The 15,474-nt window shown below is 43.5% G+C and carries 14 protein-coding genes and 1 tRNA gene; 9 read left to right on the top strand and 6 right to left on the bottom strand.

Annotated features, from left to right (window positions below):
• Positions 1–3 precede the first annotated feature (3 nt).
• Entirely contained in the window at positions 4–2,094 is a 2,091-nt protein-coding gene (locus AACM02_RS00275) for a M56 family metallopeptidase (RefSeq protein WP_339115710.1), read from the top strand.
• Here the strand turns inward: AACM02_RS00275 and AACM02_RS00270 are convergent.
• On the bottom strand, positions 2,067–2,684 hold the full coding sequence (locus AACM02_RS00270; protein ID WP_339115709.1) for a phosphoglycerate mutase family protein: 618 nt from the start codon (positions 2,682–2,684) through the stop codon (positions 2,067–2,069). The genes AACM02_RS00275 and AACM02_RS00270 overlap by 28 nt on opposite strands.
• A 97-nt stretch (positions 2,685–2,781) precedes the next feature.
• Between AACM02_RS00270 and AACM02_RS00265 the strand changes: the two genes are divergently transcribed.
• Positions 2,782–2,970, top strand: a complete 189-nt coding sequence (locus tag AACM02_RS00265; RefSeq protein WP_339115708.1) for a hypothetical protein — start codon at positions 2,782–2,784, stop codon at positions 2,968–2,970.
• 3 nt (positions 2,971–2,973) lie between these two features.
• Here AACM02_RS00265 and AACM02_RS00260 read toward each other — a convergent pair whose 3' ends face one another.
• The 3 genes from AACM02_RS00260 to AACM02_RS00250 form a co-directional block, all read right to left on the bottom strand.
• On the bottom strand, positions 2,974–3,390 hold the full coding sequence (locus AACM02_RS00260; RefSeq protein WP_339115707.1) for a DUF3788 family protein: 417 nt from the start codon (positions 3,388–3,390) through the stop codon (positions 2,974–2,976).
• Between the two features lie 114 nt (positions 3,391–3,504).
• On the bottom strand, positions 3,505–4,278 hold the full coding sequence (locus AACM02_RS00255; protein ID WP_339115706.1) for a class I SAM-dependent methyltransferase: 774 nt from the start codon (positions 4,276–4,278) through the stop codon (positions 3,505–3,507).
• A gap of 795 nt (positions 4,279–5,073) precedes the next feature.
• Positions 5,074–5,967: a helix-turn-helix transcriptional regulator gene (locus AACM02_RS00250; RefSeq protein WP_339115705.1), complete on the bottom strand. Its 894-nt coding sequence runs from the start codon at positions 5,965–5,967 to the stop codon at positions 5,074–5,076.
• 168 nt (positions 5,968–6,135) lie between these two features.
• Here AACM02_RS00250 and AACM02_RS00245 point away from each other — a divergent pair, with 168 nt between their 5' ends.
• The 6 genes from AACM02_RS00245 (at position 6,136) to AACM02_RS00220 (ending at position 11,715) form a co-directional block, all read left to right on the top strand.
• Complete coding sequence (locus AACM02_RS00245) at positions 6,136–7,227, top strand: alpha/beta fold hydrolase (RefSeq protein ID WP_339115704.1); 1,092 nt, start codon at positions 6,136–6,138, stop codon at positions 7,225–7,227.
• 17 nt (positions 7,228–7,244) lie between these two features.
• Entirely contained in the window at positions 7,245–8,297 is a 1,053-nt protein-coding gene (locus AACM02_RS00240) for an alpha/beta hydrolase (RefSeq protein WP_339115703.1), read from the top strand.
• A gap of 20 nt (positions 8,298–8,317) precedes the next feature.
• Entirely contained in the window at positions 8,318–8,779 is a 462-nt protein-coding gene (locus AACM02_RS00235) for a nuclear transport factor 2 family protein (RefSeq protein WP_288010000.1), read from the top strand.
• A 111-nt stretch (positions 8,780–8,890) separates the two neighbouring features.
• Positions 8,891–10,447, top strand: coding sequence for a carboxylesterase family protein (locus AACM02_RS00230; RefSeq protein ID WP_339115702.1), 1,557 nt, complete (start codon positions 8,891–8,893; stop codon positions 10,445–10,447).
• 28 nt (positions 10,448–10,475) lie between these two features.
• Entirely contained in the window at positions 10,476–11,201 is a 726-nt protein-coding gene (locus AACM02_RS00225; RefSeq protein ID WP_339115701.1) for a carboxymuconolactone decarboxylase family protein, read from the top strand.
• 28 nt (positions 11,202–11,229) lie between these two features.
• The gene (locus AACM02_RS00220) at positions 11,230–11,715 is read left to right on the top strand and encodes a cupin domain-containing protein (RefSeq protein ID WP_339115700.1); all 486 of its coding nucleotides are present in this window, start codon (positions 11,230–11,232) and stop codon (positions 11,713–11,715) included.
• A 124-nt stretch (positions 11,716–11,839) separates the two neighbouring features.
• Here AACM02_RS00220 and AACM02_RS00215 read toward each other — a convergent pair.
• Positions 11,840–11,923: transfer RNA gene (locus AACM02_RS00215), tRNA-Leu, on the bottom strand.
• A gap of 210 nt (positions 11,924–12,133) precedes the next feature.
• Here AACM02_RS00215 and AACM02_RS00210 point away from each other — a divergent pair.
• Positions 12,134–13,213 carry a mannose-1-phosphate guanylyltransferase gene (locus AACM02_RS00210; RefSeq protein ID WP_339115699.1) on the top strand — a complete coding sequence of 360 codons (1,080 nt, stop codon included), beginning with the start codon at positions 12,134–12,136 and terminating at the stop codon, positions 13,211–13,213.
• A 2-nt stretch (positions 13,214–13,215) separates the two neighbouring features.
• Here AACM02_RS00210 and AACM02_RS00205 read toward each other — a convergent pair whose 3' ends face one another.
• Complete coding sequence (locus AACM02_RS00205) at positions 13,216–15,411, bottom strand: glutamine synthetase III (RefSeq protein WP_214063414.1); 2,196 nt, start codon at positions 15,409–15,411, stop codon at positions 13,216–13,218.
• Between the last annotated feature and the right edge of the window lie 63 nt (positions 15,412–15,474).

The raw sequence follows: 15,474 nt of genomic DNA, 5'->3' as shown, positions 1-15,474 counted from the left end.
AAGATGGAAAACCTTATGGTATACCTGGCCAAGGCAACCATTTGCCTGATTGCTTTCTCCGTATTCTTCCGGTTGTTGTTGATGAGAGAGACTTTCTTTCGTTTTACGCGTTTCACGTTGATTTCAGGATTAATCGTCTGCACAATCTTACCTTTTGTAAAACTGAAACTGAGTCAGTCGCATGCTCTTCAGCAAACTGTTTTTCAGTTTGAAGAGTTGCTGTTACCGGAAAAACTTAAAAGCCCTGAGGCTCGATACGTATTGCCGGAAGATGAGCGGGTTGAGCGTGCCAACCCTGAAGCGGCTGTTTCGCAGCACACGACCGGTGTAAGCATTGGAAGGCCGGTCTCCCCGGTTACGGCATTGACTGTGATTTATTGGCTGGGTGTAGGAATAATGCTGTTGCGCTTGGGAGCCTCTTTTATCAGTTTGTATCGTCTGCTTGGAAAGAGCAGAAGGATCGAGAAAGAAGGCTATAAATTGATTGTCAGTTCCGGGAGTATCGTTCCGTTTAGTTTTTTCCGTTATATCGTATTGTCCGAGAAAGATTATCTGGAGAATCCCGACGAAATTATCCTGCACGAAAAAATGCATATCCACCAGAAACACAATATCGATGTCTTTTTTTCGGAACTTTTTCTTGCTGTCCACTGGTTTAATCCAATGGTCTGGCTGTTGTGCCGCGATTTACGCGAGATCCATGAATACGAAGCCGATAATGCGGTGATTGAAGCTGGCATTGAAGCTCAAAAGTATCAATTGTTACTGGTAAAAAAAGCCGTTGGCGAAAGGCGCTTCACTTCTGTAGTCAACGGGTTTAATCAATCAAAAATTAAAAACAGGATTGCTATGATGTTAAAAACAGAATCATCGAGATGGGCGCGGCTCAAAGTGTTGGTTGCCGTGCCGTTGGTTGTCGTTGCTTTATTGGCGTTTTCTCAGCCTGAAAGTGTGAAAGATCAGTTTGTAAGTTATCTGGAACGAAAAGCGGCCGTGGATTATTTTCTTTCGGTGAGAAGGGTGCAGAAAGAAAATTACCTGGCTTACCTGTATCTGGATGCAAAGGGGCAGTTGTTCCTTATGAGTGAAAATGCGGATACTGCTTTGATACAAGTAGCTGATGTGAACGAAAGGATGGATTTAGTAGAAGCTTTCAGCGGGCTAATCACTGGGAAGCTTAATGAAAACACCCCGGCACCTGTCGATTTTATTCTGGGAGCCGAAAATGATACCCCTATGCGGAGTGTTTCACTGGTGAAAGAGGCTGTGCGTGAGGTGTACGGCAGATCGTGCGGAGCTGTTTCGAAGGAAAAGAATGCTTCTCCGAAAGAAGTAGCGGAAAAGTTTCCCTTGTCGATTACTTTTACTTCTCTTCAGGCGAATGATCCTGAAGGAATTGTGCAACAGGTGCAGTCTAATCCCTATTTTTATTGGGAGCAGGTGTGGAAGTACTGTAAAGAGAAAGGTATTGAACCGAAAGATATTGATTTCAGGGCGGCTGACAATCGAAACCTGATCCTTGTTTTAATTAATTCGGTCAATGCGGTAATGTATACAAATTACGGCGGTTCCGAGTGGTTCAAAACCCAAGAGGAGGGGATGAGCGCTACGTCGGTCGGGGTGTTGAAGAAGATGATTGTGGAGACGATGAAAAAAAACAGCGACAACCCTTTTTATATCTCGCTGCAGCATGATAAGGCCTCTTCAACCGCTTTTATCATCACGTTTATACGGGAGGTTTTGCCCCAGGCTTACGAAGAAGCGTTGAAGGAAGTCTCTGCCCGAAAAGGTGTTTCTTTCGACGAGCTCAGGGAGAGCAAACCGTTGTTGCTTTTTTATGCCGTACCGCGGGTTTTTGCTGCCCCGGCAAAAGTTGGAAACGACCGGGTAAGCGAAAAAGGGGCCAGGTTTCAGGTGCGTACCACAACGAGGAAGCACGATACGGAAGAGATGATGTTTATTGTAGAAAATGGTCTGGTCATCGTTGATGAAAAAATGGACCAATCGGATGTGACCGGTATTCAAAAGATGTTGAGCAAAGAGGGTAAGCAGGCCGCTAAAAAAACCTACTTTGTCCTTGGAACGGGATTTTGAAGATCCTGTGGAAGCCAGTCCAGGCTGTTTATCAACGGATGGTTCTTCCTCCACTGTTCAAGTTCTTCATAACTGCTTACATCTCCCTCAAAAACAGCGTGATAAATTTCTATTCCGGGAATCACGATACCCTCCGGAATCTCCTGTTTCAGTTGAAGGATTGTCTTGCGGATTTCTGGTGTCAGGCGTTCGGTGATGGCATCTGTAACTCTCTCTACCGTACCGTCATATCTTGATCCCTTTCGGATATGAATCATGTCAAATTTCCAGGTGTCCCGGTTGTTGTGTTCATATAAAACGTGCCACTCGAAACATTCCTCTTCGGTGTCAATCAGGTTTTTATAATGAATTTCCTTCAAAGATAACCTTTCTGCCAATTCCTGGATAACGGAGAAGCTTTCGGATACACTGAGTTTGTCCGTGTAGATGTGCATATCAATATCCCTGTTTTTCATCAACAGGCCCGACTTGAGTGAGCCTACCAGGTTCACGGTCGCTCCTGCCTTTTCCCAGGTTTGAACAATCCCTGTCTCTTTCAGTATTTGCCAGGCCGTTTGTTGATTCTCTGCGGCAAGTGTAAGTATATCCATACAGCTGATTTTATCGGGACAAAGATACGCATATACTTTTTGTCAACCGGGTTTGTTGAAAAAAAATTGGTCATTTGGTCTTTTAAACCGAAAACGTATGACACCTTCCGAACTGCTCCATATCCGCCTTTACAATCAGTTGCTCGCTATGCATGCTCTGACGGAGCCCCGGGAGGTGGTAGCCTGGATGGGTGCGATGCAGGCGCAGGCGCTGGAGATGCCCAAAAAGACCCTCTCTCTTTTTCATCCGGAAGTGGAACGGCTGGAAAAGTTTTATACTTCGTGATACTTATTGAAGGCTTTTCTTGAAACCGACAACGGTAAACAGGTCGGCAAGTTGTTCCTTGCAGCTGATATCAATTGTCAGGGGGAATAACTTCCCTATCGGTTTCATCGCGGCGAACTCCTCTTTTTTGGTTTTCGAAATATCCAGTTCGGCAAAGGATTTTAGATGCTTTTCGGTGAAATAGAAACTCGTCTTGAAGAATCCTTCCCAGATGGAAAGCCAGAGAATGGTTTTTTTCTTTTGTGTTATTTTTCCGAGCCATGCTTTCCCGTCGTTGTAATACCTCCACTCGATGTTCAGCCCATACTCCGGGCTTGTAATCCTTCCGAGGAACGATGCCAGGACGCTGTAGACTGAATTGCCCAATACGTCATTCAGTACCCTTTCTGTGGGAATTATTTCCGGGTCTCTCAGTTGCATTTTTGGTTCCATAGCTAAAGTCCATAAGTCGTTACCGGTTAAAATTTGCTCTTACATGAGTCGCATTAAAAAAGAGGGTAACCCTTGATAGGGTTTACCCTCCGTCAAATGATGTCAGATCTTCTTCCCGATATAGAAGACATATCCGTAGTACTCCTTGTATTTGTCATACAGCGATTTCTCGCGACGTTGCTCCCGGACGAGCATCTCGGCCGTGGGGTTGCCCGCATGCTGCTGCAGGAACATCTCCTGCACAGCAACCTGCGGAGCATAGAAATGGTCGGTCCAGCAGTTTTCCGGCAGGATAAAGGTAGCTACGGGAACATAGCCTGCTTTCTCCATCTGTGCCACCTTGTGGGAGATGGTGTCGATCTCCGGATAGGCATCCATCCAGAAATCGTGGATCTCGGCAGGACGTTCCACAGTGAACCAGGAGGCTTCCGATATGGCAATATACCCGCCTCTCTTCAGCAGTTTTCGCCATTCGTTCAATCCTTTTTCAAAACCAATATTGTAAATCGACCCTTCCGACCAGATCAGGTCCAGCTCCTCCTCCTTGAATGGAAGTGAAGCCATATCTCCAGTAATCCCTTTCACCCGGTCTTGCAGGTTGTGTTTGGCCGCATTCCGGTTAAAGAGATCGATAAAGAGGGGGAAGAGGTCGATGCCGGTAATCTGCCCCGGGCAGTGTTGTGCCAGCGTCATGGTCTGCCCCCCGGTGCCGCAGCCGATGTCGGCGATGCGGGCAGTATCGGTGAGGGGTTCGATGAAGCTGAGTGCCTTCAGCGTTACTTCGGGACTTCCCGGTCCCTGTCGTTCAAGGTTGGTGAAATATTCACAGATCAGGTTGAAGTCGAAGTCGTGTATGGAAATGTTTTCGTTGCTCATGATGTTTTTGAATAATATGGTGATATAACAAATACTACTCCGGCAGGAATCTGCCTGAGGAAAAACTGATGGATAACCTTTGGCTGCTTGCGCAAAGGTTATTTACTTCACCCGATCCGTACTGTTCTTAAACATGCAAACTTGTTAGCAGTGACAAAGATAACAGGTTTTTTATCAAAAATAATCAAGTGAATCGTTTTTTTGAGTAGGACGCAATACCTGTAAAATGCACGCTGTGGTATTCAAAAAATGGGAGCAACTTCTGTTTTAAAGCCAGCACGGTAAGTTTTCCTTTTCTTCATGACAACAAAATTAATATTATTTTTTAACGATACTTGTTGTCTAAGATTCAGGGGTAATTATAGAAATTCTTTATATCCAATCATTAGGCGATTATGTGAGAAATTACCTTGAACACCCTAACAAGCCTATTGTTATACTTTATAGTTTGAAGAATTTGGAAGAAACATTGCCGAATGATTTCTTTGAAAAAAATTCATCGCTCTTATATCGTAGCAATATCGCGTATAAAGGCCATAGAGTACAAAAAAGCTATAATTGGAGATATAATATACGCTTGTCTATCTGCAATTCTTATTATCAAGAATTATATGAAAGTTTGGTTACGGGACATATCGTGAAATCAATAAGTATTCATTGATAAACAACAATATATAAAGTTCTTAATGAAACAAATCTCAATGTTTTCTCTCCGTGTCCCCCTTGTGTAAATTCTCCAAAAAGCAAAAAACCGAACTACAAATTAAAATGCAGATTTGAAATTGAATTACAAAATCAATTCACTATCCTAAACTCATTCGGCGTTATTCCTGTCCGTTGTTTAAACAATCGGGTAAAATGTTGCGGGTACCTAAATCCCAGTTCATATGCTATCTCACTTATGGATTTATCGGCATCAAGGAGCCTTTTTTTAGCTACTTCAATTACTTTGGTCTGTATGTACTCCTGAGGTGAAATCCCTGTTTCCTTTTTGATCAGGTCTCCAAAATAATTAGCAGAGAGGCTTAGTTCTTCCGCGCACCAGGTAACTGAAGGCAACCCTAAATTTTGCGGTTTATCCGAAAAGAAGTATTTATTTAATTTGGCTTCAAATCGTTCTAAAATACCTTTGTTACTATTGTCTCTTGTAATAAATTGACGATCGTAAAAACGCGTGCAATAATTCAAGAAAAGCTCAATATTTGAGATAATCAGCTGTTTACTGTGCTTGTCAATGGCGTGATGCAACTCATATTCGATTTTTGAGAAACAATCTAAAATGATTTTTCTTTCCTGTTCCGATAAATGTAATGCTTCATTTACGGCATACGAGAAAAAATGATATTCGTGGATTTTGTTTCCGAGGGAAGTACCGGATATGAAGTCGGGATGAAAAACCAAAGCAATTCCTTGCGGTTGGTAAAATTCTTCCCCATATTGACCAATAACCTGGCCGGGAGCAAGAAATATCAATGTTCCTTCTTCGTAGTCATAATTGCTCAATCCATACCGTAAATCGCCACACTTTATTTTCTTTAAAAAAACAGTATAAAAAGAATATCGTAAACGTCTGAGTTGTCTTGGGGCTGCTTTTTCGAGATGAACTACGCCGACCATCGGGTGCAAGGTCTCATTATTATTAAACTCGTTATACTCGCGTATACTATTGAAATTTATAATCGTATCCATATTTTTATCGATTTTTCACATGCAAATGTAGCAAAATTATATCGTTCCGGAATGGATAATCCTGAAGATAAGTAATTTTGGTAGGTAATCAGTAATTGGTATAAACATATCTTGGTTTATACTCTCTATTTTTGCAATGTGAAATTTATAACATTAAATATAATAAGTATGCTACCGAAAAAAAATGTCGCAACTGTAATCTTTTGGACGTTCAGTTTTATTTTTCTGTTATCGGGATGTACGCAAAAGTACAATGATAAGAGTAATGAATTGCTTATCATAAAAGAACAGGGCAGTTTTGCAGTGGGGGGCAGTGTAATTACGTCTCCGGGAGAATTTAATCCTTACACGAGAACACCTGAAGGGCAGACCTTTCATGGTGATCATGCCTATATTTTTTATCAAATTCCGGATAAAGCCCGAAAACTTCCTTTGGCCCTTTGGCATGGATTTGGGCAGTTCTCAAAAACCTGGGAAACGACTCCCGACGGACGGGATGGATTTCAAAACATATTTCTCAAACGCAAATTCGGGGTATATCTCATCGATCAGCCACGAAGAGGAAATGCGGGACGCAGTATGGCAGAAGCAACTATCCTACCCACAACTGACGAGCAAGAATGGTTTAGCACATTCAGGTTGGGGGTTTGGCCCGATTTTTTCGAAGGTGTGCAGTTTGATAAAAGCGATGAGACACTTAATCAGTATTTCCGTCAGATGACACCCAACATTGGTGCTTTCGATGTGGAAGTAATAACGTCTGCTGTTTCTGAGCTTTTCAATAAAATTGGGGAAGGAATCCTTGTAACCCACTCTCAAGCGGGCGGATTCGGGTGGTTAACTGCCATTAAGAACAACAATATAAGAGCCATTGCCTCGTATGAACCGGGAAGTGGTTTCTTATTTCCCGAAGGTGAGGTACCCGCTCCAATACAAAGTTCAGCAGGGCCATTATCTGCAAATGGTGTGCCCATGGGTGAATTTATGAAACTTACCAAAATCCCCATCATCATTTATTACGGAGATTTTATTCCTGAACAACCCTCCGATAACCCGGGTATCGACGGCTGGCGTGCACGGCTCGAAATGGCAAAGTTATGGAGAGATACCGTTAATAAATATGGTGGAGATGTAACCCTGATCCATCTGCCCGAAATAGGAATAAAAGGCAATACACATTTCCCGTTTTCGGATTTAAATAATGTGGAAATTGCCGATTTATTGTCTGAATGGTTAACGAAAAAGGGATTGGACAAATAAAACAACAACTTAGTGAGATGAAAACAAAGATTAAAATTTTTTTATTGACAATTATGTTTATTTCAGCAAGCGTTGCAGCTCAAAACCCATCCAAACCCGCAAATCCATTCGGGTTGGTTTATGGCGGAGCCATTACGGAAAATGTAAATGGCAAGGTTAATATACATCCGGTTACATACAAACTAAACGGCATCGATATTTCCGCCAATATATACACACCGGCTAATTATGATCCTTCGAAAAAACACCCCGCTATCGTTGTCGCTCATCCTAATGGCGGTGTAAAAGAACAGGTCGCAGGGTTGTATGCACAGCGGCTAGCTGAATCTGGGTACGTTGCCATTGTTGCGGACGCATCGTATCAGGGTGCCAGCGGCGGACAACCCCGTAACGTGGACAAACCTGCGAATCGTATCGAGGACATCCGGGGAATGGCCGATTTCATCACTCACTATCAAGGTGTCAATGCCAATCAACTGGGATTACTTGGTATTTGCGGAGGAGGAGGTTACTCTTTAAAGGCCGCGCAAACCGATAAACGTTTCAAAGCAGTAGTTACACTTAGCATGTTCAATTCGGGGGAAGTACGGCGCAACGGATTTATGAATTCCGGTTTATCAACCATTCAGGAACGGCTGAAAGAGGCCACAGAAGCCCGCGCTTTAGAAGCAGCCGGAGGAAAAATCCTTTATGCTTCCGATACGGAAATAACCGACGAAATGGCCGATAAAATGCCTTTCGATTTGTATCGCGAAGGTCATTACTATTACCATAGAACTCATGCTCATCCGAATTCAACTTTCCGCTTTACCATGAGCAGTCTGCTCGATTTGATGGAATTTGACGTTACTACCAATATGGATTTGATAAATCAGCCTTTGTTGATGATGGCAGGAAGCAAAGCTGACACCTATTACATGACCGACAGCGCATTCAAACTTGCCACCGGAACAAAAGAAAAAGAGTTGTTTTTAATTCCGGGAGCCACACATATTCAAACTTACTATGTTCCCGAATATGTTAACAGGGCTGTCGGTAAACTCAACGAATTTTTTGGGAAATATTTGTAAAAACAAAAATTACAGAAATTATGAAAACAACAATCATCGGAATTATTCTATTCGTTTTTAGTGTGCAGGGATTATTTGCACAAACCGTAACGGAAAACTTCTCTGATGCTGAGAAGGAAATCATCCGGCTTTCTAAAGATAAATGGCAGTGGATGGCAGACAAAGATGTGGATAAGTTGTCAGCACTTTTTCACGAGAAAGCCGAATTCGTACATATGGGTGGAAACTGGAATACTGAAAGGGAACTTCAAATCATCAAAAGCGGGGGCATTTGGTATAAAAAAGCTGACGTTCACAACGTATCCGTAAATATCATTGACAACACGGCCATCCTTTTAAACCGGATAGACTTGTTGGCCGTTGTTGGTGGAAATGAAGTAACCAATCCGTTTATAGTTACAGAAGTATACATTCAACAAAACGGAAAATGGAAACTGGGGTCTCTTTCGTTTACCAGAGTGATGACTCGCAGTAACAACTAAATGATTACAAACGACCATTACTATACAAGTATGAAGGCAACCGTATTTTTTTTAGTTTTTGTACTGTTTTGCAGTTTCTCACCAAGAACTAACAATAATATTCCTGCGACTGTGCATGAACCAACTGTACGGATTCAATCAGGAGTACTGCGCGGTATATCCGAAGATGGGGTTGACAGTTATAAAGGAGTTCCGTACGCAGCTCCCCCTGTTGGCGAATTCCGATGGAGACCGCCTCAACCCGTAACACCATGGGAAGGAATAAGGGATGCAAGCAAATTTGGTCCCAATTGTGCACAAGCAGGATGGGAAACACCTCCGGGTACCATTGCGGAAGGCTCATCCGAAGATTGTCTATACCTGAATGTATGGGTACCTTCAGGTACTAAATCCGGTACAAAACTCCCTGTGATGGTTTGGATACACGGAGGTGGCTTTGTAGGAGGCAGCGGTTCGGAAACCACCGGAAATCAGTTCGCAAAGCAGGGCGTTATCCTTATGACTTTCAATTACCGCCTCGGGCGTTTGGGGCATTTCGCATTCCCCGCATTAAGTGCCGAACATCCTGAAGAACCAAAAGGCAGCTATGCCTACATGGATCAGATTGCAGCGCTTAAATGGATTCAGGATAATATTGCAGCTTTTGGTGGTGATCCTGAAAATGTTACGATTTTCGGTTTTTCTGCCGGTGGCGTGTCAGTACATTCACTCCTGACTATTCCTGCCGCACGGGGACTTTTCCATAAGGCCATCAGTGAGTCCGGTGGCGGTAGAGACGGCGTTCTTACCGGCAGGCCTATAAATCAAGAAAATGTAGACCCTTTTTATACCGTTTCAGCAGAAACAATCGGAATAAATTTTGCCCGAAAGCACGGGATTGAAGGAACAGATACCGCTGCATTAGCTAAACTTCGGGCACTTAAGGTGGAAGATATTGTTGACGGAGGTCAAGAAACAGACGGTCAAGGAGGCCCGCGGACATATTCGGGTCCGATTCTCGATGGCAAACTGGTTGTTGAAACAGCTGAAAGTGCTTACAATGCAGGAAGGCAGGCAAAAGTTCCGCTCATCATTGGAAATTGCAGTGCAGAAATCGGTGGTAGCTTTGTAAATAATAGCCACTCAAAGGAGGAACTATTTTCTCTGTTTGGAGAATTAAAGAACGAAGCTGAAGCTGCCTTTGATCCTAATGGTAACAAGGAATTTGGAGAGATTATAACAAGGTTTAATACCGACTGGGTATGGGGTGAACCTGCCAGGATGGTTGCAAGGAAATTTGTTACTGAAAACGAGCCGGTTTACGTTTATCATTTTGATTACGTACCTCCTGTTATGAGAGAGCGAACTCGATTTGGTGCCGGACACGGCTCAGAGGTCGGTTATGTATTCAACACACTGAATGAACGCAGAGGAGGCGCTGAACCCTCTACGGAAGAAAAAGAGTTAGCAAGAATGATGAATACTTATTGGACAAATTTTGCCAAAACAGGTAACCCGAATGGTGAAAATCTTCCGGTTTGGCCTCTTTATAATACACAGAATGAAGAAATTCTGGATATTGAACCGGATGGAAAACCGATAGGAAAGTCTGATCCACGTAAAGCGAGATTAGATGTGATTGAAAAAACGAGTAAAATAAGGAAGCAGTTACAATCTCGAGCTATTTAACAAATGATTTTTTTAAAATGAAGAAAAAATGACAGTCAATAAATTGATGGGATTAATCCTGTTTTTTATCCTTACATATTTTAATATAAATGCTCAAAATGAAGTGAGTTACGGAAAATTGTTAACTGAAAAACAACAAAACCTTATTTCAATCGGTGCTATGACGGCTAATGGCGATCTGCAAGCACTTAAACCTATTTTAAGTAAAGGTTTGGATAATGGATTATCGATAAATCAAATAAAAGAGGCAATCGTACATTCGTATGCTTATTGTGGTTTTCCAAGAAGCATACGAGGGTTGCAAACATTTATGGAGGTTTTGAATGATCGCAAAGCCAGAGGCATAAACGATACTGTAGGTTCAGAGACAACTCCAATCAACGATGAACGAAGCAAGTACGAGAGGGGAAAAGAAATTTTGGCAAAACTGACCGGAGTACCTCAGGACAGCTTGAGAACCGGTTATTCGGCATTCGCACCCGAAATAGAAATATTTCTCAAGGAGCACTTGTTTGCTGACATTTTTGAACGTGACGTGCTGACATACGTCGAGAGAGAATTGGTTACTATTTCCGTAATAAGCAGCATCGGTAAAGCAGAACCCATGCTTCGATCACATATGAACATTTGCCTGAATCTGGGAGTAACAAAGGAACAACTGCAACAATTCGTTACTGTTATAAAAACGACATTAGGTAAAAAAGAAGCAAAAGCTGCTCAGAAGGTGCTAAATGAAGTGTTATCCGTTTCGTAAAAAAATAATCAAAATTTAAGTTCTGAAAATGAGAAAAATAATAATTATTCTAACACTTGCGTCATTTATATTCATCGGGTGCAATAACGAATCGAAAAAAGAGAATAATTCGGGTGCTGAAGTCATGAATGAGGTATTTCCCAAAGGTAATCTGATTACGAACAATTATTTTACGGGAAAAGCCTGGCTGAATATGTTGGTTACAGACAAAGAAAATTTTGATCTGACAGCAGGAAAGGTTCTATTTGAACCGGGCGCGAGAACAAATTGGCATTCACATCCGGGTGGTCAGATACTGTTGTGCACAAAAGGAAACGGATATTATCAGGAAAAAGGAAAATCAATTCGGTCGTTGAAAGCCGGAGATGTTGTAGAAATATACTCCGATATTATACATTGGCATGGAGCTTCACAAAATAGCGAGTTTGAACATATTGCCATTTCCACCCAACAAAACAAAGGAAGTGTTGTGTGGATGGAGCCTGTGACAGAAGAGGAGTACAACAGTTATTGAAAACAAATAGGATTGATCCGAGAAAGATGTGTAATGTAAATGCTGTTTGGGAGCAATTTGGGAACAAATTAAGAATTAAAAAATCCTAATTGACGGATAATCAATTAGGATTTGTCTTTTCGAGTACCCAGAGCCGGGATCGAACCGGCATGGAAGTGAATCCACTGGTGTTTGAGACCAGCGCGTCTACCAATTCCGCCATCTGGGCATTTTGTAGAAAAGCGATTGCAAAAGTACACAAAAATTTCAAAAATAAAAACGGTTAGCCTCTTTTTATTTTAAATTATTCCAAAAGAGATGCGGTATGAAATTAATTGAGGAATTGTTAAAACAATCACCCGACGGAAAGCGTTATACCGGGAAAGAAGATAATACAATCGAAAAAGTGTATCCATCACCCAGAGTGTAAGATTATGTTATGAAGAACAACAATTTTTGTGTTATTATGGGAGGCGGGATCGGCAGCCGGTTCTGGCCTTTTAGTAAAGAAGACAGACCCAAGCAGTTCCTCGATTTTTTTGGTACGGGCCGTTCGCTCTTGCAGAGCACGTTTGACCGGTTTAAAAAAATCATTCCCATCGAAAATATTTTCGTAGTGACCAACGACGCATATGCTGAGCTGACGCTTAAGCAACTGCCTGAATTATCAAAAAAACAGGTGCTTCTTGAGCCGCTGAGAAGAAATACCGCACCCGCGATTGCCTATTCCCTGTTTCATATTCAGGCAATCAATCCGGATGCCAATATCGTAGTCGCTCCTTCCGATCATCTTATCTTGAAAGAAGATGTTTTTCTGTCAGAGATTGAACGTGGATTGCAATTTGTGGAAAAGAACCCGTTCCTGCTGACGCTGGGTATTAAGCCCAGCCGCCCTGAGACAGGTTACGGGTATATTCAGGAGAGTCACGAGGAGGTCGACGGTATTCGAAAAGTGAAGACTTTCACGGAAAAACCCAATTTAGAACTGGCTAAGATGTTCTGCGAAAGCGGTGAGTTCGTTTGGAATTCGGGTATCTTCATTTGGAACGTGAAGACTATTTTAGAGTCGTTCAGGATGTATTTACCCGATATCGTGAATAAGTTCAACGAAGGCAGGGCGTTTTTTAACACTCCCCGGGAGAAAGAGTTTATCGACCAGGCATTTCCGTTTTGCTCCAACATCTCCATCGATTACGGGATAATGGAAAAGGCGGACAACGTGTACGTTATTGGCTCCGACTTCGGGTGGTCTGATCTGGGTACCTGGGGTTCGCTCCATGAAATAACCCCGAAAGACGAGAACAACAATGCCAGCCTGCATTGCAAAACGTTGTACATTGAAAGTAACGACAACGTGGTAACCATGAGTGATGACAAACTTGTTGTGATACAGGGGCTTGATGGATATATTGTTGCCGAATCGGACAAGGCGTTGCTGATCTGCAAAAAGGAAGAAGAGCAACGCATCAAACACTTTGTGACCGATGTGAAGTTCCGTTACGGGGACGAGTATATCTAGGATTAGCTTATAAATAGCAATTCCCGGTATTTGGGCAGGGGCCACATCTGGTTGTCGACCATCAGTTCCAGTTTGTCGATATGGTAACGGATGACGGAAAGGAACGGTTCCACCGTATCGTGGTAAGCAATGGCCTTCTCGCGTGCGTCTTCGAGCTTATTGGCCGATTTGCGGGCCTCTACCATGTCGTCTACGTTGGTCTTTATGGCGGAGATATGTGTCGCGATCTCCTCGATCAGCGCGGCATCCTCCCTGGAGAGCCGGGTTGCCTTCTCTTCATCGAAAACCACACGCATCTTGTACAGGTTATCCAGCAACATCGACTGGTACTGCGTTGCCACGGGGATGATGTGGTTCATGCTTAGGTCGCCCAGTACCCGGGCTTCTATCTGAATTTTTTTAGTATACGTTTCCCACTTCACTTCGTTTCGGGCGTGAAGTTCGCGTTCGTTCAGCACGCCGATGCTTTCGTACATTTTTACACTCCGTTCAGAAAGATATGCGTCAAAAATTAACGGCACGCTCGTTTCGCAATCGAGCCCGCGTTTCCGGGCTTCTTCCTTCCACTCTTCGCTGTATCCGTTTCCGTCGAACCGGATAGGCTTGCATGCTTTGATGTAAAGGCGGATAGTATCGAAAATGGCTTGCTCTTTCTTCATGCCGTCTTTCATTTTCTTGTCGATCTCCTTTTTGAATTCGATCAACTGGCTGGCCACAACAGCATTGAGGACACTCATGGCCGATGAGCAGTTGGCCGACGATCCTACGGCACGGAATTCAAACCGGTTTCCGGTGAATGCAAAGGGTGAGGTGCGGTTCCGGTCGGTATTGTCAATCAACACTTCTGGAATATGGGAAATACCCAGTTTCATCTTGCGGAGTTCGTCCATCGTGATGTCATCATCGTCGGAGCTTTCTTCAATTTTGTCGAGCACGGATGAGAGCTGCGAACCGAGGAATACCGAAATTATGGCCGGGGGAGCTTCATTGGCTCCCAGACGATGCGCATTCTGTGCCGACATGATGGATGCCTTGAGCAAGCTGTTGTGTTTGTATACCGCCATGAGCGTGTTGATGAGAAACGTCACAAACCGGAGGTTTTCATTCGCTGTTTTGCCAGGAGTGAAAAGTCCCACACCGGTATCGGTCCCCAGCGACCAGTTGTTGTGTTTGCCCGATCCGTTTACGCCGGCGAACGGCTTTTCGTGCAACAACAACTTGAAGTTGTGTTTGGTGGCGATCTTGTGCATCAGCGACATGATTAACAGGTTCTGGTCAACGGCCAGGTTTGTCTCACCGTAAATGGGCGCCAGCTCAAATTGATTGGGTGCTACTTCGTTGTGACGGGTTTTCAGCGGAATGCCGTATTTGTATGCTTCGTATTCCACTTCACGCATGAACGCCACCACGCGCGGCGGAACCGCGCCGAAATAGTGGTCTTCCAGCTGCTGGTTTTTAGCGCTTTCATGCCCCATGAGCGTTCTTTCGGTCAGGTTCAAGTCGGGGCGGGCAACATACAATGCCTGGTCTACCAGAAAGTATTCCTGTTCCCAGCCCAAATAGGAATACACTTTTTTTACATTCGGATCGAAGAGCTTACAAACCTCTACAGCAGCCTTGTCTATAGCCGAAAGCGATTTTAATAAAGGCGTTTTATAATCAAGCGCTTCACCTGTGTATGAGATAAAGACGGTGGGGATACAGAGTGTGTCTTCGATAATGAATGCCGGTGACGACGGGTCCCACGCGGTATAACCCCGGGCTTCGAACGTATTCCGGATACCGCCGCTGGGAAAACTGGATGCATCCGGTTCTTGTTGTGCAAGGAGCTTGCCGGAGAATCTTTCGATGATGTTTCCTCCGGGACCGTTCACGTAATCGACAAAAGAGTCGTGTTTTTCCGCAGTTCCTTCCGTGAGCGGCTGGAACCAGTGTGTGTAGTGAGTGGCCCCCATCTCTATAGCCCACATCTTCATGCCTGCTGCTACGTGGTCGGCAATTTCCCGCTGCAGTGTTATCCCCTGGTCTATGGCGTCGAGAACGGTGTTCATTGTTTCTTTGGAAAGGTATTTCGACATTTGTGTCCGGTTGAACACGTACTTGCCGAAATATTCCGACGGGAGCTGATCGGGAACTGAAATTTCAACGGGAACTCTTTTTGACGCTTCCTCTACCGCTTTGAACCTGAGTGTTGACATAAAATTGATGTTTTTTTAGTGTACGTATTCCGATAACCTTGTCGTTTGATTAGAAACACGGTG

It is taken from the genome of Petrimonas sp. (assembly GCF_963921705.1).
Taxonomy (GTDB): domain Bacteria; phylum Bacteroidota; class Bacteroidia; order Bacteroidales; family Dysgonomonadaceae; genus Petrimonas; species Petrimonas sulfuriphila.
Note: the sequence above shows the minus strand (reverse complement) of the source record. Positions and strands in the feature narration are given on the sequence as shown.